The sequence below is a fragment of the Spirulina sp. CCY15215 genome, from assembly GCF_016888125.1.
Taxonomy (GTDB): domain Bacteria; phylum Cyanobacteriota; class Cyanobacteriia; order Cyanobacteriales; family Spirulinaceae; genus CCY15215.
Map to the genome: position 1 here is coordinate 1 of NZ_JACSWA010000599.1, position 21,595 is coordinate 21,595.

The 21,595-nt window shown below is 36.1% G+C and carries 19 protein-coding genes; 5 read left to right on the forward strand and 14 right to left on the reverse strand.

Annotated features, from left to right (window positions below; translation table 11 throughout):
* From JUI58_RS27925 to JUI58_RS27940, 4 genes are all read right to left on the reverse strand, one after another.
* A partial coding sequence (locus JUI58_RS27925; RefSeq protein ID WP_204106163.1) for a hypothetical protein occupies window positions 1-1,574 on the reverse strand: 1,574 nt, incomplete at its 3' end.
* A 17-nt stretch (window positions 1,575-1,591) separates the two neighbouring features.
* Entirely contained in the window at window positions 1,592-2,548 is a 957-nt protein-coding gene (locus JUI58_RS27930) for a glycosyltransferase family 2 protein (protein WP_204106164.1), read from the reverse strand.
* A 40-nt stretch (window positions 2,549-2,588) separates the two neighbouring features.
* A complete protein-coding gene (locus JUI58_RS27935; RefSeq protein ID WP_204106165.1) occupies window positions 2,589-4,277 on the reverse strand; it encodes a hypothetical protein in 1,689 nt (562 codons plus the stop codon).
* Window positions 4,278-4,406: 129 nt separating this feature from the next.
* Window positions 4,407-5,348, reverse strand: a complete 942-nt coding sequence (locus JUI58_RS27940) for an NAD-dependent epimerase/dehydratase (RefSeq protein ID WP_204106166.1) — start codon at window positions 5,346-5,348, stop codon at window positions 4,407-4,409.
* Between the two features lie 350 nt (window positions 5,349-5,698).
* Here JUI58_RS27940 and JUI58_RS27945 point away from each other — a divergent pair, with 350 nt between their 5' ends.
* From JUI58_RS27945 to rfbC, 4 genes are read left to right on the forward strand one after another with little or no spacing between them, the layout of a single operon-like run.
* A complete protein-coding gene (locus tag JUI58_RS27945) occupies window positions 5,699-5,983 on the forward strand; it encodes a hypothetical protein (protein ID WP_204106167.1) in 285 nt (94 codons plus the stop codon).
* Complete coding sequence (locus JUI58_RS27950; RefSeq protein WP_204106168.1) at window positions 5,983-6,954, forward strand: GDP-mannose 4,6-dehydratase; 972 nt, start codon at window positions 5,983-5,985, stop codon at window positions 6,952-6,954. The genes JUI58_RS27945 and JUI58_RS27950 overlap by 1 nt, the downstream gene beginning before the upstream one ends.
* Window positions 6,955-6,984: 30 nt before the next feature.
* On the forward strand, window positions 6,985-8,346 hold the full coding sequence (rfbH, locus tag JUI58_RS27955; protein ID WP_348539958.1) for a lipopolysaccharide biosynthesis protein RfbH: 1,362 nt from the start codon (window positions 6,985-6,987) through the stop codon (window positions 8,344-8,346).
* A gap of 5 nt (window positions 8,347-8,351) precedes the next feature.
* The gene (rfbC, locus tag JUI58_RS27960) at window positions 8,352-8,927 is read left to right on the forward strand and encodes a dTDP-4-dehydrorhamnose 3,5-epimerase (protein WP_204106169.1); all 576 of its coding nucleotides are present in this window, start codon (window positions 8,352-8,354) and stop codon (window positions 8,925-8,927) included.
* 132 nt (window positions 8,928-9,059) lie between these two features.
* Here the strand turns inward: rfbC and JUI58_RS27965 are convergent, their stop codons facing one another.
* The 3 genes from JUI58_RS27965 to JUI58_RS27975 all read right to left on the reverse strand — a co-directional run bounded on the left by JUI58_RS27965 (window position 9,060) and on the right by JUI58_RS27975 (window position 13,365).
* Window positions 9,060-10,589: a radical SAM protein gene (locus JUI58_RS27965; RefSeq protein WP_204106170.1), complete on the reverse strand. Its 1,530-nt coding sequence runs from the start codon at window positions 10,587-10,589 to the stop codon at window positions 9,060-9,062.
* Window positions 10,590-10,745: 156 nt separating this feature from the next.
* Window positions 10,746-11,990 carry an oligosaccharide repeat unit polymerase gene (locus JUI58_RS27970; RefSeq protein WP_204106171.1) on the reverse strand — a complete coding sequence of 415 codons (1,245 nt, stop codon included), beginning with the start codon at window positions 11,988-11,990 and terminating at the stop codon, window positions 10,746-10,748.
* Between the two features lie 16 nt (window positions 11,991-12,006).
* The gene (locus tag JUI58_RS27975) at window positions 12,007-13,365 is read right to left on the reverse strand and encodes a lipid II flippase MurJ (RefSeq protein ID WP_204106172.1); all 1,359 of its coding nucleotides are present in this window, start codon (window positions 13,363-13,365) and stop codon (window positions 12,007-12,009) included.
* Window positions 13,366-13,575: 210 nt separating this feature from the next.
* On the opposite strand from JUI58_RS27975, the gene JUI58_RS27980 reads away from it, so the two are divergent.
* On the forward strand, window positions 13,576-14,475 hold the full coding sequence (locus JUI58_RS27980; protein WP_204106173.1) for a hypothetical protein: 900 nt from the start codon (window positions 13,576-13,578) through the stop codon (window positions 14,473-14,475).
* Here JUI58_RS27980 and JUI58_RS27985 read toward each other — a convergent pair.
* The 7 genes from JUI58_RS27985 to JUI58_RS28015 are packed head-to-tail and all read right to left on the reverse strand — an operon-like array spanning window position 14,449 to window position 21,576.
* A complete protein-coding gene (locus JUI58_RS27985) occupies window positions 14,449-15,591 on the reverse strand; it encodes a glycosyltransferase (protein WP_204106174.1) in 1,143 nt (380 codons plus the stop codon). The genes JUI58_RS27980 and JUI58_RS27985 overlap by 27 nt on opposite strands.
* A complete protein-coding gene (locus tag JUI58_RS27990) occupies window positions 15,591-16,742 on the reverse strand; it encodes a glycosyltransferase family 4 protein (RefSeq protein WP_204106175.1) in 1,152 nt (383 codons plus the stop codon). Before JUI58_RS27990 ends, JUI58_RS27985 begins: the two co-directional genes overlap by 1 nt.
* An 18-nt stretch (window positions 16,743-16,760) precedes the next feature.
* Window positions 16,761-17,885 carry a glycosyltransferase gene (locus JUI58_RS27995; protein ID WP_204106176.1) on the reverse strand — a complete coding sequence of 375 codons (1,125 nt, stop codon included), beginning with the start codon at window positions 17,883-17,885 and terminating at the stop codon, window positions 16,761-16,763.
* A complete protein-coding gene (locus JUI58_RS28000; protein ID WP_204106177.1) occupies window positions 17,882-18,790 on the reverse strand; it encodes a class I SAM-dependent methyltransferase in 909 nt (302 codons plus the stop codon). The genes JUI58_RS27995 and JUI58_RS28000 overlap by 4 nt, the downstream gene beginning before the upstream one ends.
* A 3-nt stretch (window positions 18,791-18,793) precedes the next feature.
* Window positions 18,794-19,960 carry a glycosyltransferase family 4 protein gene (locus tag JUI58_RS28005; RefSeq protein WP_204106178.1) on the reverse strand — a complete coding sequence of 389 codons (1,167 nt, stop codon included), beginning with the start codon at window positions 19,958-19,960 and terminating at the stop codon, window positions 18,794-18,796.
* A gap of 12 nt (window positions 19,961-19,972) precedes the next feature.
* Complete coding sequence (locus JUI58_RS28010) at window positions 19,973-20,887, reverse strand: hypothetical protein (RefSeq protein ID WP_204106179.1); 915 nt, start codon at window positions 20,885-20,887, stop codon at window positions 19,973-19,975.
* A gap of 56 nt (window positions 20,888-20,943) precedes the next feature.
* Complete coding sequence (locus JUI58_RS28015) at window positions 20,944-21,576, reverse strand: hypothetical protein (protein WP_204106180.1); 633 nt, start codon at window positions 21,574-21,576, stop codon at window positions 20,944-20,946.
* Between the last annotated feature and the right edge of the window lie 19 nt (window positions 21,577-21,595).

Consider the following 21,595-nt stretch of genomic DNA (forward strand, 5'->3'; position numbering starts at 1 on the left):
TCTTCCATCGAACTGCCCACAAAAAAAATGCTGTAGCCTTCTTGTTCTATTTTCTCAAGGCTAAACTCTCCTTCTCCTTGGGGAACACCATAGAAGCGATCGCCAACTTTGAGAATATTGAATCTTTGATAATTTTCTGCAACTAATTCAATTTTTATAATTTTGTCAATCTTTATTTGTGCCTCTTCAACCGAACTGTACAGAACAAAATTACTATAGTTATTTCGTTCTATTCTCTCCATACTAAACTCTCCTTCTCCCTGAGGAATAGCATAGACCCGATTCAGAGTCTTGAAAATCCTGAATCCCTGATAACCTTGAGTCATGAGTTTAACGTCATCTAGGGATTGAGGAAAACTCAAATTTGCCATCAGCATGGTATCAATAATCTCACTGAGGGTTGCATAAGTTCGAGAATTTTTGTACTCGACTGGACAAAAATCTACAAGAGAGAGACGACTGGGCAATAAAGTAGCACAATTAGTGACTTGAAGGGCTAAATCGTCAAGTTTGGCATTACGCAAAATCATCCATGCTCTCTGTAGCATGGAGGCATTAGTTGACTTTTTGCACAATAAATCTACTGCCCTTAAAATTGGCTCCAAAGGTCGAGGAACAAAAGAACAGGCTTTGTCTAAAAGATGAAGAAAATACAGATCGGTATAAGGAAGAGAGGTTATATAGTCTAGGTAAGCATCAAAATCTTGTTCCGATGTGGGCTGAAAATCTTGGAGTCTTCTCCACCCCTCTCCCCCATGCCAAAATAGTCCGAGTTGTAGCGACCCTCGGCGATAATGGGAGTTGTCATCATAAGCATCTGTAATCACCCTCACATCATAAGTATGGCGGCGATAACCCTGGGGTACATGGGACTTTCTGGGAGAAGTGTGTAGATGTTCTCCATGAAAGACAATACAAGAACCAAAAGGAAGGGAATAATCAAGAGGAGAACTCAACTCAAGTAATTCTCGCTTGGTGTTGTCAGTATCAAGAACATAAGAATTTCGATAGTGTTGAGGAAATATCTGTAAAATCTCATCGGAAGCTAAATCGTGTAAACCAAACCAAGTATTAAACGAGAAACACTGATGCGGCCGATTGAAATCCCGATGGATATTCGCCTTGCGTGGCATGAAAATCTCAACATCGCTATCATCTGGGGCACTTTCAAAGTAGAAGCGATCGAGTTTCTTTCTATTTTTAATTAAATTAATAGTTCTTGCATCTACAACTAATCGAGCTAGTCCACAATCTGTAAGGTCAGTAGTTTTACACCCCAGCTTTTCGTAAAATGGATAGAGTAATTTGAGTAAGGTCTTTTCTTGCTGATGCTTCCGAATTTCTCGGGCCAGCATTTCTATAGCTTCAGGAGAGCATTGATGACCTTGATAAGACGGGTTGGTGTAGAATAGTTCAATTTCTTGAAAAAGAAAAGACTTTTGCAATTCAGCAAAAATTAGTTTTCTAAAAGCATAAATTGGCTCGCAGTTTCTAACTAAGAGTATTTCTCCAAATTTAAGCGCACCTAAATGATGATTGCTTAATTCTGAATAATCAATTTCTTGGTAAAACATTTTCTCAGACTTCCAAATTAGAAATTAATTCTTTTTTCTATGATAGTTAAAGGTCTCTTTTTAACCTGCTGATATATCCTGCCTAAATATTCACCAATGATTCCTAAAAATAAAGCATTGACACTAAAAGAGAGGAGAATAAGTATAGTTGTTGTCGCAAATCCTGCCGGCATATTCACTGCAAAAATCAACCTAGCAAATAAGTATATGAGGCTTAAACAGAGTGTAAAAAATGAAATACTTATACCAGCATAACTCGCGATTCTTAAAGGTATAATAGAATGATTCAAAATAGCATCAATTGATAAATGAACCATACTACGAAAAGAAAATTTACTTTGTCCATATTTTCTGTCTCGACGATTGTAATTTATACCGATTTGATTAAAACCCATAGTAGCGATCGTCCCTCTCAAATAAGGTTGAGAATCATCAATTTCTCTGAGGATATCTATAACAATTCGGTCTACTAAACGAAAGTCTCCTGCATCATGGGGCAAAGAGTCTTCGCTTAGAAAATCTACCAAGCGATAGAAAATTTTCCTAATGGTTTGGATGAGCCATCCTTCTTTGCGAGTTTTACGAACCCCGTAAACGACTTTATAGCCTTGCTGCCAAAATTTAATAAACTCTGGAACAAGTTCCGGAGGGTCTTGTAGATCGGCATCCAATTGAACGGCAAAATCGCCCCTTGCATTCAAATAACCAGTATAAATAGAGTGCTGATAACCAAAATTCTTGGAAAAACGAATGATGCGGACGCAACTATTAATATTAGCGAGATCGCGTAATAACTCAAATGTTCCATCATAGCTGTGATTATCGGTGAATATGATTTCATAATCAAAATTATTCAATTCTGTTTTCATTAAAGAGATTATGGCATCGTAAATGCGATTAACATTATCCTCCTCATTAAACACGGGAATAATAAAAGATATAAGTTTTGTTTTAGAAAGAATTTGCTCGGTCATAATAATTTTAGAATTTTACTTTGAACTGGTTTTTTAAAAACTAGAATAGATTTAACTCATTCATATCTATGACGAGGGTATTCTCATCACTTATTTTTGGACTTTCTGGCTTGGAGAGATCGACTCCAAAAATATGTTCTCCAGAGGAATTATAAACTGTAACAATGGGGGGCATCTTGGGTTTCTGGCTACTACTATTTACTTCTGAAAATACGCAAGTTAGAATATGAGCAATATTTTGTGGATATCTTGAGGAATACGCATTTAATTCAGAAATTGAATTGCTTAGAATTGGCGGATAATTGGAATGTGTAGTTACTTTGATTGCTTGCACATTTTGAATAATTTCTTCCGGAATGGAGTTAATTTTGTATTTTAGATAATGTATTTCTGAGGAGTAAGCGATCGCCAAATTTTGAAGACGTAGATTCGTGTTAAATATATTTACACTGCATATAAAAGCGAGCAAAGAAAGTAGAACAATTTTTCCATTTACATTTTTGAAATAGTGCGTAAATTTTGTCCTAGAAAAGATAAAATTAAGTATAAATTCAATTGAAATAATTATGGTAATTAACACAAATGTAGTTAAAGGCACTAATGTTCTCTGATTAATGTCAGAGTTACGACTTACGATGATTGCAAGATACGAAAGGGGTATGCAAAAAATCGCGATAAAATATTTATAGATAACTAATAATAGATGTACTTTATTCTTGATATAAAACAATTTATTATTTTTATGAGAAAAACTTACAATTGAACCCAAGTCTTTTGATAAAAGGACAATAATAGATAATACAAAGAGAAGGATTAAAATAGGTGTTAAAATTTTACTTTCAATATCTATAAAGTTTAATGAGTTGGCAAATGGAACTTTGACAAACCAGAGAAGTCTTTCAAAGATTCTACCGTAAAGATCGCCGAGAACCCTAGGATCGTATTCAGTAGAAAATTGCTCAAAGGCAAAGAGCGAGATCAAAACTCTCAGAATCAAAAAGTATAACGCATTTGAAATTAGAAATATTCCCCCAAATATCATACTCTTGATCGCAAATAAATTAAGACTCAGTTTCTTCTCTCTCAGAAAAGAAATTGCCACAAAACAAGTAAAAAATCCTGCTGAAGGTTGGTAAGTTGATAACGTTAGGATATAGAAAATGATAGAAGATACAAAAAATAGTATAAATTTTATTTTAGAAACGAGTAAAAGCAGATTAAAATCCTTTCGGTGCGAGTATCGTGATGATTCTCTAACCAACTTTTCTGCTAACCAAATCGAGAAAATTGAGAAAATAATGGCAACCGGCATATATGCTGTCATTATCCAAGTATTATAAACATGGAAAGAAAAACCCGTTACAATTATCAAAGAAAGCCCATAAGCAACCAGCTTTTTGAACTCTAGATAAATCAGATATCTATTAATGAGGAAAAAAATAATTGAGGTCAAAAAGATAGAGATTAAACGCACAAAGTTAGCACTATCTAGGCCATCTATCATCGTGCCTAAAGGACAGACAACAACATTAGAAAGAGGACGACCAATCACTAATAAAAATAGATATTGAGGATGAGTGTTGCACATCCCTTTTTGCCAAGCCCAGAAATAAAAATCATCATGAAATACAAAATATGAATTGGTGAGTGGTGCATAAGCTAATAATAGAAAGAATAATCCTGAAATATATGTAATGGCACTTTCCCAAAACTGGATTTTAAGTTTCAAGCATATTTGTTTCAAGCATATTTGGTAGATGCAAAATAAACCTAAAGCAGTGACTACCCAGACTATCGAATAAACACTTACATTGGAATAGTCGTTCGAGATACTTTCTAATATTTTTAACATTGTTCTTTATTGATTTAAAAAACAATAAGGGTTAGAGTATAAAGTTTTTTCGATACCTTCCGATAAGGTGTGTTGGGGATGCCATCCTAGATTCTTTAGAGGATTTATTGAGGCTTTAGAATCCATTATTTCATAGTTTGCATAAGGAATAGCACCAAAATTCAACTTCGTTCGTGAATTTAGAGAATCATGAATCATTTCTACAAAATCTCTGAGAAGAATGCTCTCACCTGTACCAACTTCATATTCGATATAGGAGTTATCTACAGATGGGATCAAATGGTATTTCTTAATTAGAGTTAGAAAAGCATCCACAACATCTTCCACATAGATAAAATCTCGACGCTGAGTTCCCAAGGTTAAATCAATTTTTGGAACATTATTTTTAAGATTTTCAATCAAAAAGGGTAAAAACTTATTACTATTATCATGAGGTCCAAAAATATGCTCTAGTCTTAAATTTAAAAGTTTTATCGAACTTTTCTGTCTCAAGATTGTCATCCATTCAAGCAAGTTTTGTTTGGATAATGAATAAGCTGGTAATTTTCCATAGGGAATGGAAAATTTATTAAAATAGGTGTCTGTGTTTATAAAAACTTTTATTTTAAACTCTCCTGAGCATTCTAATAGACTCAGAGGAAAAACTAGATTTGATTCAATTACTCCAGTTATAGGCTCGTTCAATGAACGCCCATAATTAGTTGCTAGATGAATAATTGCATCACCCTGAAAAGAGGTAAGAATTTCTGGTATTAACATTGTGTCTAAGTCAAAAATATCTATAAGACTTAAAAAAGGATTCAGTCTTGATAAATCAGAAAACTTCCGTTTAAGTATTCCTACCTTATAGCCTTCAGCAACCAACTTAGAAATGACGTGATGACCTAAAAAACCTGTTGCTCCAGTAACAAGAATATTTTTTAAGGCTTTAGAATTTTCTTTCTTCATATCATTACCTCTTGTACTGTGATTTTGTCAACTCATTCATATCTAGGGCTTGCTGTATAAGTGTGAAAGCTATGCTAGATATGTAGTTTTCAGCTTTTTTGAGCTAAAAAAGTCCAAGGTTATTGCCCCGAGTCGCTCAAAACCCTTGCATTTTCGTGGAAAATTTCTGGGTAGATTGGCGATCGCAGCGATGAAACTACCATTGTGTATACCGTATAGCCTCCAGAATCGATCTATCCACTTTCCATCCTTCTTCTTCTGGTACAGTTAGAACGAGAGGGGTAATTGCTCCCTTAATTGAGTTAGGTGCTGGCTTTAACCCTGATTTATCCGTAGTTGACAATATCTTAATGTATGGTGTATTTCTAGGTTTCTCTCGGCAATATATGCGGGCGAAAACCGACGAAATTTTAGAATTTAACGGTGGTTTCTTTATTCTTAATAAAAAAGTTTTGGATTTTATTGAATCTACTACAACAATTTGGGAACAAGAGCCACTACAAAAACTTGTTAATATTGGTGAACTAGCTGTTTATGAGCATACAGGTTTTTGGCAGTGCATGGATACTTATCGGGAGATGGAGTTCCTGAATGAACTCTGGCTCAATAGTTCAGCACCTTGGAGGGTTTGGTAATGAGTGATTTTTGGGAAGATAGAGCAGTTTTTGTAACAGGGTGCAGTGGTCTTTTGGGAAGTTGGCTAGTTTCTGAGCTCATCGATCGCAAGGCCAAAGTTGTTGGACTCGTGAGGGACTGGGTTCCTTTTTCAAAACTCTTTTCTGAGAAAAGTTTAGACCAGATTAGCTTAGTTGCAGGTCAAGTTGAGGATATTCATATCTTAGAACGAATCCTCTCGGACTATGAAATTGATACTGTATTCCATCTGGCTGCTCAAACCATTGTCGGAATTGCCAATAAAAATCCTATCGGCACTTTTCAAGCAAATATTCAAGGGACGTGGAATGTTTTGGAGGCATGTAGGAGAGTTGGTGGTGTTAGTCGTATTATTATTGCCTCCAGCGATAAGGCTTATGGCGACCAAGAAATATTACCTTATAGTGAGGACACCCCTCTGCAAGGAAAACATCCTTACGATGTTTCAAAAAGTTGTGCTGACTTGATTTCTGCCACTTACTATGAGTCTTACACTCTGCCAATTTGTATTACAAGATGTGGTAACTTTTATGGAGGTGGAGACTTGAACTTTAATCGCATTGTTCCAGATACTATTCGTTCTACTCTTAGAGGACAACCGATTACAATCCGGAGTGATGGCAGTTACATCAGAGATTATTTTTATGTCAAAGATGGGGTTTTGGCTTACATTCATTTAGCCGAACAAATGGATAGAAAAGAAGTTGTAGGAGAGGCCTTTAATTTTAGCAATGAATTACAGGTAACAGTTCTGGAAATCGTCAAAACAATATTAAACTTGATGAACCGAGAAGATATATTTCCCATTATTTTAGGAGAGGCTTATAATGAGATTAAACACCAGTATCTTTCGGCGAATAAAGCGAGAACTTTACTCAATTGGAAGCCAAGTTTTTCTCTTGAGGCTGGTCTTGCCGAGACGATCGCTTGGTATCGAGAGTTTCTAAAGTAACGAATTTTTTTTTTTAATAGCGAGGTTTTTGTGGAAGAACTTTTTCCCGATTTGAATCATTGTTCTGCGAAAGAGCGCGATTTGCGCTTAGATGTATTGAGGGCTGCCGAAAAATATTACCAATATAAATTCTCGCAGAAAGAATTTATTCCGTGTGAAACTTATATCCCGGTATCTGGTAAAGTTTTTGATGAGAGAGAGCTATTTACTTTACTGGATTCATCTCTGGATTTTTGGCTGACAACCGGTCGCTATGCGGAAAAATTTGAACAGCAATTTGCTGAATGGATAGGGGTCAAGCATTGTTTGCTTGTAAATTCTGGCTCATCTGCTAATCTACTTGCCTTATCCGCTTTAACGTCTCCTAAATTGGGCGATCGCCGTCTTGTGCCGGGAGATGAGGTGATTACCGTAGCTGCGGGTTTTCCCACAACTGTTAATCCTATTATCCAAAATCAGTTGATTCCCGTGTTTGTGGATATTAAAATCCCAACTTATAATATAGATACTTCCTATTTAGAAGATGCATTATCTCCGAAAACTAAAGCGATTATGCTGGCTCATACTTTGGGAAATCCCTTCAATCTTAAAGAAATATTAGAATTTGCTCGAGAACACGATCTTTGGTTAATTGAAGATAATTGTGATGCGGTTGGTAGTTTATACGAAGGGCAAAAAACGGGCACATTTGGGGATATTTCTACCGTTAGCTTTTATCCTGCTCATCACATGACAATGGGTGAAGGAGGAGCCGTTTTAACAAATGATAGTCGTCTGAAAAAAATCATCGAATCCTTTCGAGATTGGGGAAGAGATTGTTGGTGTCCTCCAGGAAAAGACAACAGTTGTCAGAAGCGTTTTGCATGGCAATTGGGGGATTTACCTTACGGTTACGACCACAAATATACCTATTCCCATATTGGGTATAACTTGAAAATGACCGATATGCAAGCGGCTGTAGGTTGTGCTCAGTTAGAGAAATTAGATGAATTCGTCAATAAGCGAATCCAAAACTTTGGGTTTTTGAGAGAAAAACTAGATTTCTTAAACGATCGCTTCTATCTTCCAGAAGAAACAACCCACTCAAAACCTAGTTGGTTTGGATTCCCTATGACTATCAAAGAATCCTCAAACTTACAGCGCGGACAGGTTATCAATTTTTTGCAGCAGAATAAGATAGGTACTCGTTTACTCTTTGGAGGTAATATTTTAAAACAACCCGCTTACCAACAGATTAAATGTAGGATTGTTTCTGAACTCAGTAGCAGTGATCGGGTAATGAATAATACTTTCTGGATCGGAGTTTATCCCGGCATTACAGAACCCATGATAACCTATGTGCAACAAGTCTTTAAGCGGGGTATCGAAAATGATTTTTCCTTAATTGTCTAGGTATTATGAAAACTTCTTCAGGTATACTCCTTCGAGAGACATCAATTAAAGGATGCTACGAACTTCAACCTAATCTTAAGAAAGATGAACGAGGGTCTTTCGTCAAAACTTTTCACAAGGATGATTTTGAGGCATTGAATCTTGAGGTCGATTTTGCTGAAGAATACTATTCAGTTTCTCATCAAAAAGTCCTTAGAGGTCTTCATTTTCAGATTCCTCCTCACGATCATGTTAAAATGGTTTACTGCCTCTTGGGAGAGATCCAAGATGTTGTCGTCGATTTAAGAATGGACTCTCCGAGTTATGGTAAGTATGAGATACTTACATTGAGTTCCGAAATTGCAAATATGGTTTATCTTCCTAAAGGAACAGCACATGGTTTTTTAACCCTCAGCGAATCAGCGATCGTCATGTACAAAGTGACAAAAACCTATGCTCCTGACTTTGATAGGGGGGTTTTGTGGAACTCATTAAATATCCCTTGGCAGGAAAAAAATCCCGTTCTTTCAGAACGCGATCGCTCATTTCAACCTTTGGAAAAGTTTCAAAGTCCTTTCATCGCACAGGGGAGCCCCGGTTAAACAAGCCAAGGGTAAAATAACATCTACCTTAGCTACGAGTTCCTTGACGAGATCGCGATCGCGCACGTCCCCCCGAATAATTTTCAGATTGCGATCGTAACAACAATCCAGTAAGGGTATTTGACCATTATTCTACTTTGCCGCCAGAGATTTGCGAGTAACGAACACGCGTCGAATATACTCCTGTAAAGACTTATCCAAGCGCGATTCCTGACGCTGAGAAATCAGATTAAACAGCATCCGTATCAGCCGCCAAGGGCGCAGCGTATACTGTGTACTATAAAATATCAATGTTCCTAAAAGCCACATAAGATTGAGTTCCTTGGTTGAGAGATTGCTACACCAAGAAACCGTTTGAGTCGGATCGCTATAACAGGCTAAACCCAAAAAATAATCATCCGAATATTCAGTAATCTTCTTATCCTCGGTAAGCTCTTGGAATAATTCAGAACCGGGGTAGGGGGAGAACATAGTAATCGACATATCATGAACGCCAATCCAAGCCATTTTGACTAAAAACCCGAGAGTCTCCCAAACTTGGCGGCGCGTTTCCCTCGGGAAGCCGATGATAACATGGGCTTTGACATTCAAACCATTCTTGACGGCTGCCTTCATAGAATCCAGCATTCGGTCTAGTTTGACCATCTTTTTGATTTTTTTCAAGGTTTCCATCGAACCACTCTCGGGCGCATAGGACAGATTGCGACACCCGGCTTCGTAAAGGAGTTGCGAGACTTCTGCATCGATCGCCTCCGAACGAGTGCCACTAGGTAATTGCCAAGTAAATTTAAGATTGCGTTGTTTAATCAATTGGCAGAATTCAACAATCCAATCTTTTCGCACGATCGCGGTGAGGTCATAAAAATCGATATTGTCCACCTGATATTTCTTGATGTATTCTTCAATTTCATCCAAAACTAATTCTGGTTTACGCGCAATCCATTTTGTCGTCCACATGCTGGGATTGGAACAAAAAGTGCAGCGAAAAGGACAGCCTCTCGTGGCAATGAGGGGCATACTTCGCCCCAAATCAACGCCATAACCTAGACCATTACTTAAATAATTTTCTAGAGGGACTAAATCCCAAGCAGGTTGAGGAATATCATCAATGGCTGTAATTCTCGCACGTGGGGGAGTTCGCAAAATTCGCCCTTCCCGTCGCAGCGCCAAGCCTTCTACTTCTGTCATCGTGGTAGGATCGTCCAGGCGCTTGGCAATATCGACTAAGGTTTCTTCTCCTTCTCCTAAAGCACAGTATTCCAAGTCTGGACATTCCTCCAGCACGAAGTCGGGCATAGCAGTAATATGTTCTCCTCCCGCAAGGAGGGGAACTTGCGGCGATTTTATTTTCAATAACTCAATCAGTTTGCGAATGTAGGGCCATTCTTGAGAAAACATACAACTGACCCCGATTAAATCGGTATGCTGGGGAACTCGTTCTACAATTTCGTGCATCAACAGGCCGATTGCCAGCATTCTGTCGTCAAAGAGTGGCGTTATTTTGAGGGGATCTTCGCCGATTCCATCGACGATAGTTACCGAATGACCGGCCTCGATTAGGCTCGCAGCAATATAAGCCAGCCCAATGGGCGGAGTTAAAGGACCAGTATTAGAATGACGGGATATTAAAGCAGGGGGACGAACTAATGTTATGTGTGACATAGGAGAGTTGTTTGAAAATAAAAAAAATGTACAGAAACTATTCAGGGATACAAACAGTGGGTTGGAATTGAGCGCGATCGCAACGAGAGAGAAGTCGATACAGCATCATTTCTGCTCCTCCCGTGTCTAGATCGGTAATAATATGTAAAATTTTCATTATTTTTTGATTGCTAAAGTCAGGATTTTTTGTATCACTTTCAAACCTAGATAAGTATAGAATATTCCCACACAGCAAAAGGTTAATAAGCGCATTACTCCAATGATATAATGCCAGTCATTCCTATAAAAATAAAAAAGAATATATGGAGCAAGATAACAATATAGAATCAAAAGATAAGAATTATTCTTGGGATAAAATCTGAGAAAGAAAAACAGAAAAGTCCACCACAAGGAAACAGCTACAAATCCCCCAATAACATAAAGTTCGCCAAGACTTGTAGAGGCTAATCCCCACGAAACTTCTGGAAACAACGTATTTTGCACATAAAAATTAAAAGAAATTCTCGAATTTCCTGTAATTGTTTCATAGAAGGGAATATATTGAATCAAAGATTCCCAAATGTAATGATTGTTAACATTTATATTTTGTTTTATTGTTTCATTTAAGACTCCCATTGTTACAAAAGGTTCGCTCCCAATAAAACTATTCTCTAGAATTTCAGAAATTATATAATTAACTTGAAAAATCTTTTGTTCCAAAGAGTAGTAAATTGGTTTATAGATGAATGCAGCTAGAATTGCAAACACTGAAATCAAAAAGAGTTTAACTTTATTAACAATATTGAAAGATGTATTTTCTTGCCAAAACAAAACAAGACATACTGAAATAAATCCCAAAATTACTGTCGTCCTATACCCCATAAATACATCGAGAATTAGAAAAAAGATGGGAGGAATTAGAGCAATTACTGTTTTGGGTTTATATAGGCACCAATAGAGAATGGCAAGGACGGCAAAGATTGCAGCAAAGGAGTACCAAGAGGAAATATATTGAATTCTTTCCAACTTAGAAATCCATAAATTATTCCATCCTAAATTCTTCAAGAAAAGAAATAGACAAATAATTAAGTCTACATTAATTGCTAAAATAAGTAATTTATTATTCGTAACAAGTTTTTTGGGGGAAGAGTCTTGAAAAAAGAATGCGATCGTAAAGAACAATAGATGAAGAAATAGGAAAATCAAATAAAGTCTCCAATCAAGACGAGAAAAATAGGTTGAAACATCAGCGCCTTGGTTTTCATAACCTGTTACAAACGTAGTATAGCCCCAAAACAGAGGTAAACCATAGATTATTGTTCCTAAGCCAAACAGAGAAATTGGAGAAATTGGATTTTGCTGAGTGACGATATTGATAAGAACAAATAGCGAACTTAGACAATAAATTATTTGTAGTAACATAGGTTGAAATACTTTTTTATATTTTTTGTGATTTAGCTATCTTTTTGTTACAAACTCGAGTCCAGTAAAAAAACAAAAAAGCAAAAGAAATGATGTAAACGAAACTTGTTGATAATGCTATTCCAGCTATACCAATTTTTTGAATAAAAAGAAAATTTAAACCAATATTGACTGCCACATTTATTATTGTTCCAATTGCTAATATCTGATTGGCAAGGAGAGAAGAAACCAACCTAGACATTATAACTGATGCAAGATAAAAAGGTAGTTGCAAAGCATAGCATGATTGAATCTTAGCAACCAAATGCGTATTTTCAGCAGTAAATGATCCTCTTTGAAAAAGAAATTGAATAAGCGGTTCGGACATTATGATAATCAAAACAGTTCCCAATAATCCAAAAATAAAAATCATTTTTAGATATCGATTGAGTATTATTTTGATTTGCTTCCAATCATTGCAAGCAATCATTTGAGAAAAATAAGGTATCATCGCAGTCCCTAAAGCTGTTGCACCTAGTCCAGAAAGAGAGGCGATCGCTCGTTCGCCATAGTTTAATGCTGCGACACTGCCTGAATCCAGGCCAGCAGCCATTGCGCGATCAATCAAAGTTGTACTCGACATTAAAAGTGAACCCAAAAAGATAACGAGATACTGCAACATAAATTGAAGAACATAGTCATTATTACCAAACCATCGCGGACGCAAGGAGAATCCATTGCTTTTAACAGCAATGCCCAAAGTTATAAATTCAAAAAATACACCTACAACCAATCCAATAGTCAGAGCATAAATGCCCCATAATTTGCTCATAAAAAATACAAAAATAATTGTAGATAAAGCAGTTAAACTAGGTGAAAGGGCAACCAGTCGAAAATGCTTATCTGCATTTAAAATTGCTCCCCATATTATAACCATACCATTAAGAAAGATGACAGGAGAAAGAACATATAATAAATTTAAAGTGAGTTTTAATTTTTCCGCACTAAAGCCTCCAATTAATTTAGGAAGATACCAATGAGCGGCTTGGACGATTGCTATACTGGCAATAATTAATAGGATTGCGCCAATACAAGTTACTTCTGAGAAAAACTGTTGAGCTATATCGATACCTTTTTTCTCGCGAATTCGGATATAAATAGGGATAAATGCTGCGTTGAAAGCACCCGATATTACACTAATCATAAAAGAAGGGATAACGAGGGCAATCAAAAAAGCATCTAAATCGCTTCCTGTTCCAAATTTCCAAGCCACAATAATTTCTTTAAAAAAGGATAAAAATTTAACAATAATTGTCATTCCAGCTATTGCTAAAACTGCACTTAGTATCTGAGAGTTAATAGTCTTAATTAAAACATCTTTTAAGTAATTCGTCATGGAAAATTATTTTAAAGTAACTTGATATGTTGGTAACTAAAGTCTTATTGTCAGAAAGTAGTTTATAAGTACTCTCTTAAATTATGCAAAGGAGAGAGAAGAGCAGAGAAAATATTTTCGGTAATGTATGCTAACAAAAGCTAACAAAATTAGATTGGGTAATGTCTATGATATCATGTTCTTAGTAAAGTAACCAAATGTTCTATTTTTATGAAATCAAATCAACCTAGGAAGAATGTCGTCAAGGAAGAACTCATTTCTTTGAGAAATTGCATTGCTTTTTTCAGACAAAACTGGAGACTATTATTAGGGATAGTCTTGATTTTGTCTGGATGTACGATTGTTTTCTCTTGGTCTCAATCTAAGTCTCACGGTAAACTTTATTATATGGATATAACTTTTTCAGTTCGATGGAACCCTATTTTGCTGCCCAGAGTGACTCATTCGAGTAATCTAACGATTCCATCTCCATCTTTGGAAGTAGATGAAGTTTACCAGATGATTTTAAATGATTTGAGAAAACTTTTTCCAAAAGAGATTGGTTTTGGCTATAGTTTCGATACAGAAGCTCTAACAGTTAATTCACAATTTTCTGCATCCGATCCGGAAAAATTAACAGACATCCATTCTGTTTTAGAAAGGCATCTAGAAAAATCATTCCAAAATTTTATTGAGCATGATATCAAAGAGAAACTTTCTTTACTAGAAGTCATTTTAGAACGATATAAAAATATGAAACCACACATAGATAAAGCAATTCTTGAGAAAAGTATCCATACCTATATAACTAACTGGCCTTCTATTTATCATCAAGAAAAGGAGACACAAATGGAAACGGTAATTATTCAAAATCTATCTATTCCCATGATAATCACTGAGATGGAGTCTGAAAAACAGTATCTAGAAAAACTCTTACGCAATCCAGAAGAAATTACCTCGAAAATTTTATCTATTGAGACCCTAAGAGTCTCTCCGATAGAATCTAACCAGTCTCCCCGTCGAGTTATTGTCCTCGCCTTTATTGCAAGCATTGCTTTTTCTATTCCTTGTGTTATTGTTTATAATAAAATTAAAAATCTACTTTCAATCTCGAACAGAACGCCTGATTAAAGATTGAGTGCGATCCACTAATCGAGTAATACTAAAATTATTAATAATACGTTTTCTGGCTTGCTCACCTTGACATATAAATTTTTGGCTCTGTATTTGAGCAATATAGATTAACCACCCTTGGCAAAGTTTTTCCGGATGTTTGATCGGAGCGATAATCCCTGTATCGCCAACAATCCAAGCAGAGTCTCCCACATCCGTAACCACACAAGAAACACCACAAGACATTGCTTCTGCGATCGCATTAGAAAATCCTTCACTGAGAGAACAAGAAGTCACGATATCCAAAGCATTATAAACTGCTGGCATATCATTCCGCATTCCCGTCCAAATTACATTTTCTGCTATCCCCAATTCTTCCGCAAATACCTGCAATTTGTTTTGATAGCTTTCTTCTCCACTCCCCACACAAACAAAACAGATATTCTCTCGCTGACTCAGTAATAATTTAGCAGCTTGAAAGAAAGTAACATGATCTTTAATCGGATCGAGTCTTCCCACCAAACCCACTAAAATTTTATTATCTTCAATCCCCCATTCTAAGTGAATGCGCTCTCTTGCTTCGATATTGGGGTAAAATAAGCTGGTATCAATTCCATTGGGTATTACCGTCATTTTTCGTGCAGGAAAACCCTGCTGAAGATGATATTCTTTCCCCGTTTGAGAATTGACAATAATGCGATCGGCAAATTTCGATAAAAGACACTCCAACTGAAAATTAAGCCGTGCAAACCAATCATATTGGCTCAAATCTAAATTAGAAGCACGTACTCCCCAAAAAATGCGAGTTTTGGGAAGAAAAGGTTTCAAAAATAATGCAATTAAATTAGAGGTACTCAGATAACCGTGCAAGATATCGGGTTGAAATTGTTGAAGATGGTGAAGTAATTGAGAGAGGAAACCAAAAATATCCCAGCGATCGCGTTTTTGCAAGCAAATTGTTTTTACTTGACTATTTTGTAATTCTGCTTCTAATGCACCTCCACCATAAAAATAAAAAACTGCGATTTCAAAACGCGCTTTATCCATTCCTTTAACCAAAGTTACTAATTGACGTTCTGCTCCTCCATACTCAAGAGAGCGAATCAAAAAAGCAATCTTAATTTGACTATCCATTATGAAATTTTTAATGCCTCTGCAATCACTTGTTCCCAGATATCCATGACTTTATCTTGACTGAAGCGATCGAGCACTTCTTTTGCTTTCATTGCTAATTGTTTCCGTTTTTCATCATTTCTCATTAATTCTGCCATTGCTTGACTTAATTGAGCAACATTATTAGGAGGAACTAAAATCCCATCAATGCCATTACGAATAATGGCTCTAGGTCCACTCGGACAATCAAAACTAATAGGTGCTAAACCACATGACATAGCTTCCAAAAGAGCATTGGGAAAACCTTCGTATTGAGAGGTTAAAACAAATAAATCTGCATAGCCAAGAATTTTTGTTGGTTCTGGAATTCGTCCAGGTAAATTAACTTTTTTCTCTAAATTTAACTTCTGAATTTGAGCTTCGAGTTCTCTTCGACATTCACCTTCTCCTAAAATCGTTAAATACCAATTAGGAAACTCTGAAGCAATTGTAGCAAAAGCATCAATAAGTAAGTTAAATCCTTTAACTGGTGCTAATCTTCCTACGGCAACAATATTGTTACCTGTTCTGAAAAATTCCGGTTTTAGAGAACCTGAAGAACAATCAATCAGAAACACCGGATTGGGAATTACAGTTATATTCCAAGGATAAAATCTTTTTTTTACCCAGTTTTTTAATTCTTCTGTTTGAACAATTATTTTTATGGCTAAAGGATAAAAAATGAGACGCATAATAACCCAATGGGTAGGAATTTTATGATAACGAAAATCGCTCCTTTCAGTTGCAATAATTGGGATTTTAGTTCCTACCAAAGTGCGTATAATTAATACATTGGTAATATCAATAAAACTAATAATTAAATCGGGCTTCGTGTTGACAATATCCGTGCGAAGTAGAAATGTTCTTTTCCAAATGCGTTTAGCTCTTTTTACTTGTCCTTTGAGATCGAACCATCGTTGCCAACCGTCAGGAGTTGGACTAGGGTACACTCGTTTAATTTTCTGAGGAATCGTGTAAATATCGGGAATTTGAGGGTAAAGTGTAAATAGTGTAATCTCGTAGCCACGATCGCATAAACTAGTGGCTAAGTTTACCATTGCTCGTTCTGCTCCCCCTCCAGCTAAGGAACTAATGACACAAGTTATTTTGATTTTTTTTGAAGATGTTGACAAGAAATTATTTGACATTTTTTATTCTAATCGCTGTAGAAGTTTGAATAAAAACTTTTTTATTGCTCTGTATCGAGTCATATTATCCAATTGGTCTTTTGAATTTTCAATACCAAAATCAACACATTCTTGAATAAACTGTTGCCTCTGTTCGGGATTTAAACTGATTTTCAGGATTGGCGATCGCCAACATTTCCAAGCCAACCAAAAACCTAATTGTTTAGCAGGTTCGCAAATAATAAACCAGCGATCGCCAAGATATTTAGTAAAATTAGGTTCTTCATAAACACGAGTTTTTCGATTGGCTTTTCTCAGTTTATCAAACCATCGTTCAGTTTTAGCAATAAATTCTTTTGTATATTCTAACTTAAATTGCCAAATCTCCTCATGAGTTTTCAGTTCTTCAGATGTTGGCTCAATTTTTAACTTTTGAAAGAGCGATCGCCAAACTTTTATAATTTCTGATAAACGCAGTGTGTAACTATAAGATTTTCCCATTTGTTGAGGATGGATTCGGTACAACAATAAAACTTCAGGAATGTTTGCAAAAGCACAATTATTTGATGCACGCACCCAAAGTTCATAATCTTGACAATAGCTATAGGAGAGATTGTAAGATAGTCTTTTTGCTTGAAATAATTCCCGTTTCAAGATGATAGAGGGATGTGCTAATCCAATTCCAAAAAGCAACCAACAGCAAATATCGACATGATTAACAGGATATTGATTAATATGGCTTTTCTCATCACTAATAGTTTTAATCCAAGTTCCACAAACAGCAATTTCTGGATGTTTGTCTAGAAAAGCAACTTGTTTGCTAAAACGGTCTGGTAAACTAATATCATCAGCATCCATTCTCGCAATATACTTTCCACGAGCTAACTGAATACCTCGATTTAAAGATTTTGGTAAACCTTGATTGTTTTGCGAGAATAGCTTGATGCGATTGTCAATTTTTGCGTATTGTTTGAGAATTTCCTCGCTTTCATCTGTAGAACCATCATTAATAATAATGAACTCAAAATCCGTAAAATCTTGATTGAGAATACTCTGAACTGCTTCCTCTAAATAAGTAGCGCTATTATAAACTGACATAACAACACTAATTAAAGGGGAGTTGATTAAATTTTCGTTTTGATGTATCATTGATGGCTCTTCATTCTAACTTCCGACCAAATTTCACCCCAGTTAATTTGTAAATGTTTGATTTGCAAATCGGCAGCATTTAATTCTTCCTCAAAACTTTCGCAAGTATATTCAGTATAATGGGTAATATCGCTAAAATAAAACAATCCTAACTCTTGACGCAAAGGAACGAGCCAATGGCGATCAATTGCGGGAACTCTAATTAATATCTGTTCGGGTTGAATATTTGCCTGAATTCCCAGTAAAAATTCAATACGATATTCGATATGTTCGAGAACATTAGAAAGAACAATTACATTAAAAGACTCATTGAAATTATAGCTTAAAGCATTTCCTTCAATGAAAGCTAAATTGGGATGAGTAAAACGCCTTTTTGCAAATTGAATTGATTCAGAATTGATATCTATTCCCGTGACGATCGCACCAGATTTTTGGGCAATATCATTAGCTAAAGCGCCATTACCGCAACCAATATCCAAGACGCGATCGCCTTTTTGAATACGATCTGTAAAAAAATCGTGATATTTTGTTAAGCGATGCTTGACATGAACGCCATTATCATATTTTATTGCTACTGTATTAATGGAGTGGATTAGATTATCGTCAATTTCCAAAAGCGATCGCAGTGCTGTTTTTGGATCTTCCCGAGCAATATTATCTAAAAGCAAATTAAAACCTAAGTTTAATAAATCTCGATCGCTATCTTTTAAGCCTTCTTCTTTCTCAATTCGGTTTAACCATAAATAAAAACCTAAAAGCAATGAATCCCGATCTTGTGGTGTCCAATCTTCTTGCTGGGAAACTTTTTCCAGCCAAAGCGTAATAATGAGTTGAAAAAAGCGATCGGGAATCAGTGTAATAATTCTACTTATGACTTGTCTAAATTGGTGCTTGATATTTGCCATTTTTCAACTTAATAACTCCTCGAAAATCTCTCGATGCCGTTGTAACCAAGGACGCAGATCGAACTTCTCTACGGCTCTGTTTCTCGCAGCTTCGGAATATTGTTTGTAGCCATCGCTCACCTGTAGAATAGCATCCGCAAGCGCTTTTGGATCTGGAGGCAAATCTTTTTCCCAACTTAACTCCGTGGGAATGCCTATTCCGGCTTCTTCTCCTACTAATTCAGGCACGCCTCCACTCTGAGAATACACAATGGGCAACCCGCAAGCCATTGCCTCAACGACTAAACCGGGACAGGGATCGTTATACTTGGTATGCAAGAGAATATGGGCATTTTGGAAGAGTTTGGGAGCCTCATTTTGAGAATATTTTCCCAGAAAGTTGACGCGATCGCTAATGCCTAATTTCTCAACTAAGTTTTTTGCAATCTGATGAGTTTCTGTTTCATCAGGAAGCCAACTCAAACGACCCGTTATCCATAAATCTACATCATCGCGATCGCAAGCTAAAATTGCCAAAGTTTTCAAGGCTGTTTCTAAGCGATAATATTGATACTGACTCCCTCCCAAAAGTAAAATTAGATGATTGCGATCAAGGTTAGAAGTTGCTGGAGTAAACTGAGTTGTATCAACACAATTATAGAGAATCTCCCAATTATTTTTGCGTTCTCCTAAGAAGCGATCGCTACTCAATTTACAGAATTGACTTTGATAGAATACATGATCTGCCTCGTGGAGCATTTTAGCAAGGGGTTCATTAGTTTTTTCCCAATCTTCCCCATGCCAAGCGGGATAAGCTACTCCATTTTGATTCCAAAGAAATTTTGCCCCTTTACGACGCGCCAACCAGAGTAATTGTTCTGAATCTTGCGGCCTTGCACTGCTGACCATATAAAGAATATTAAAACATCGCGGTGCATTGGGAAAATCTTCCTGCATTCGCTGAAATTTAACGATTCCTCCCGAAGCTACTTCCCCAAGACGAGGGATATACTCATGACCATAGGAAACATTAATTTGAGGCAAACGAGGAATCCCACCGACCAGAATTTTCAACCATCTTTCAAGTTTTGATTGATTCTGCTGAAGATACCATTTTTTTGCAAGATACCAATATCTTATCTTTAAAGGAATGTAAGCAATAATAATTTTGATTTTTTGGAATAAAGACATTGTTAAAATAAGTTAAAATAATTTTTGTGTGCCGTTAGAGTGAATCACTAAAGCATAAAATGCAGGATACCTTTGGAAGATATTCATGTCTTTTTCAATGGAGCTAAATAGCATTTTTTCATATTCTTTTGGTTGTGAAGTATCTAATCTTTCCATTTTCTTGAGGACAGGTAGTGTAATAGTTCGGTAATGCAGTTGATTGCAGAATTTCCCACCTAAACTAAATAGTATACAATCAGAAAAATCTTTAAAAAGTGTCGTGATTTTCGATACAGTTCGTGGTGTATATTGTCTCACACCATGATAGAGATAAGTGGAGTTGCAAGCAGCCGAAGGAAATAAATGAACTTGAATAATATTAGCGCGATCGCTTTGCAGGATATAATTTTTTATCTGCTCGAAATACAGTAAATCTTGCTCAAAATGTTCGATCGCAGATTGAGACATAAAAAAGTTAATATTATTCGGTATTTTATCTATAAAATATTCTGAAGAAAGTTGAAAAAATTTAAAATTTGGATATTGCTGTTGTAGAGATTGCCAATTTTTATTTTCTCGATTGTCAATTCCTAGATATTCTGTAATTTTTCCTTTGCTCCAATCATTTAACCTCCAACTGTAGTTACCGGAACCACAACCCATATCCATCAATCTTATTTCACCGAGTTCATCTTGAATTAAATCCCAAGATAAATTCATCCAAAATAAGTCTGAGAGTTTACGACTGGGAGAGCTATTTAAAGCACTTTGATTCCAGTATACTTCTAAATTATTAACATTAAACTGCTCGAGTTGTAAATCTTGATCGACTTGACGGTATGTCCATAAATTATTAACAACATTGAGAATTCTATAAAGAAACTTCTCAATGTTATTTAAAGGTCTATCCGCATTGATATTATGAATAGATGTTGATTTCAATTTCATGATTTTAAAGTGTCCTCGATTGGATTTTCTAAAATTTTAGAAAAATATTACAAAATTTAGAGGTCGCGCTCCAATTGTCCTAAAACAATCAAACTTTCTAAATCTTCTTTAGCACTAGGTAAATAAGTTGCGATCGCCTTTCTCACCTCTTCTAAATTTGACTCTGTTGCACTTCCTAACATCCGACTGACATCAGCCAAATCTTGAGTACGACTGGCCTGTAATTTCATCAGTATGAGATAGGGTAAAGGTATAATTGGTAGTCCATCTGGAGAATATTGAGGATTTGCTATTGCCTTTTCAGCCCAAACCTCTCTTGATTCTAATACATCCAGGGAAGTTTCATCGGATAGTTTCCATTGACTACCCGGAATACTCAATTTCCCAATTTGCTGACTTCCTCCTAATTCTAAATCTTGATAGACTAAAGGAGCATCGCGTTCCAGAATTAAAATATCTAGATCGAGAGTCATGCGTTCGGGCATATAAAGTCGGGTTGCAACTCCCCCAACAATAACAAAAGGAGCGCGTTTAATAATTGCTTTTAGATTAGTCACAGAATGTTTCCAAGTGCGACGTTCTAAAAAATCCAAACCACTTCCAGTTCCCGGACGAACTCGCTTCATCACTAGGGCAATAAATTGCTGTCGAAATAGAGCTTTGGGATCTGCAAGTTGATTGGTATTCATACTGAATTATCATATTCTC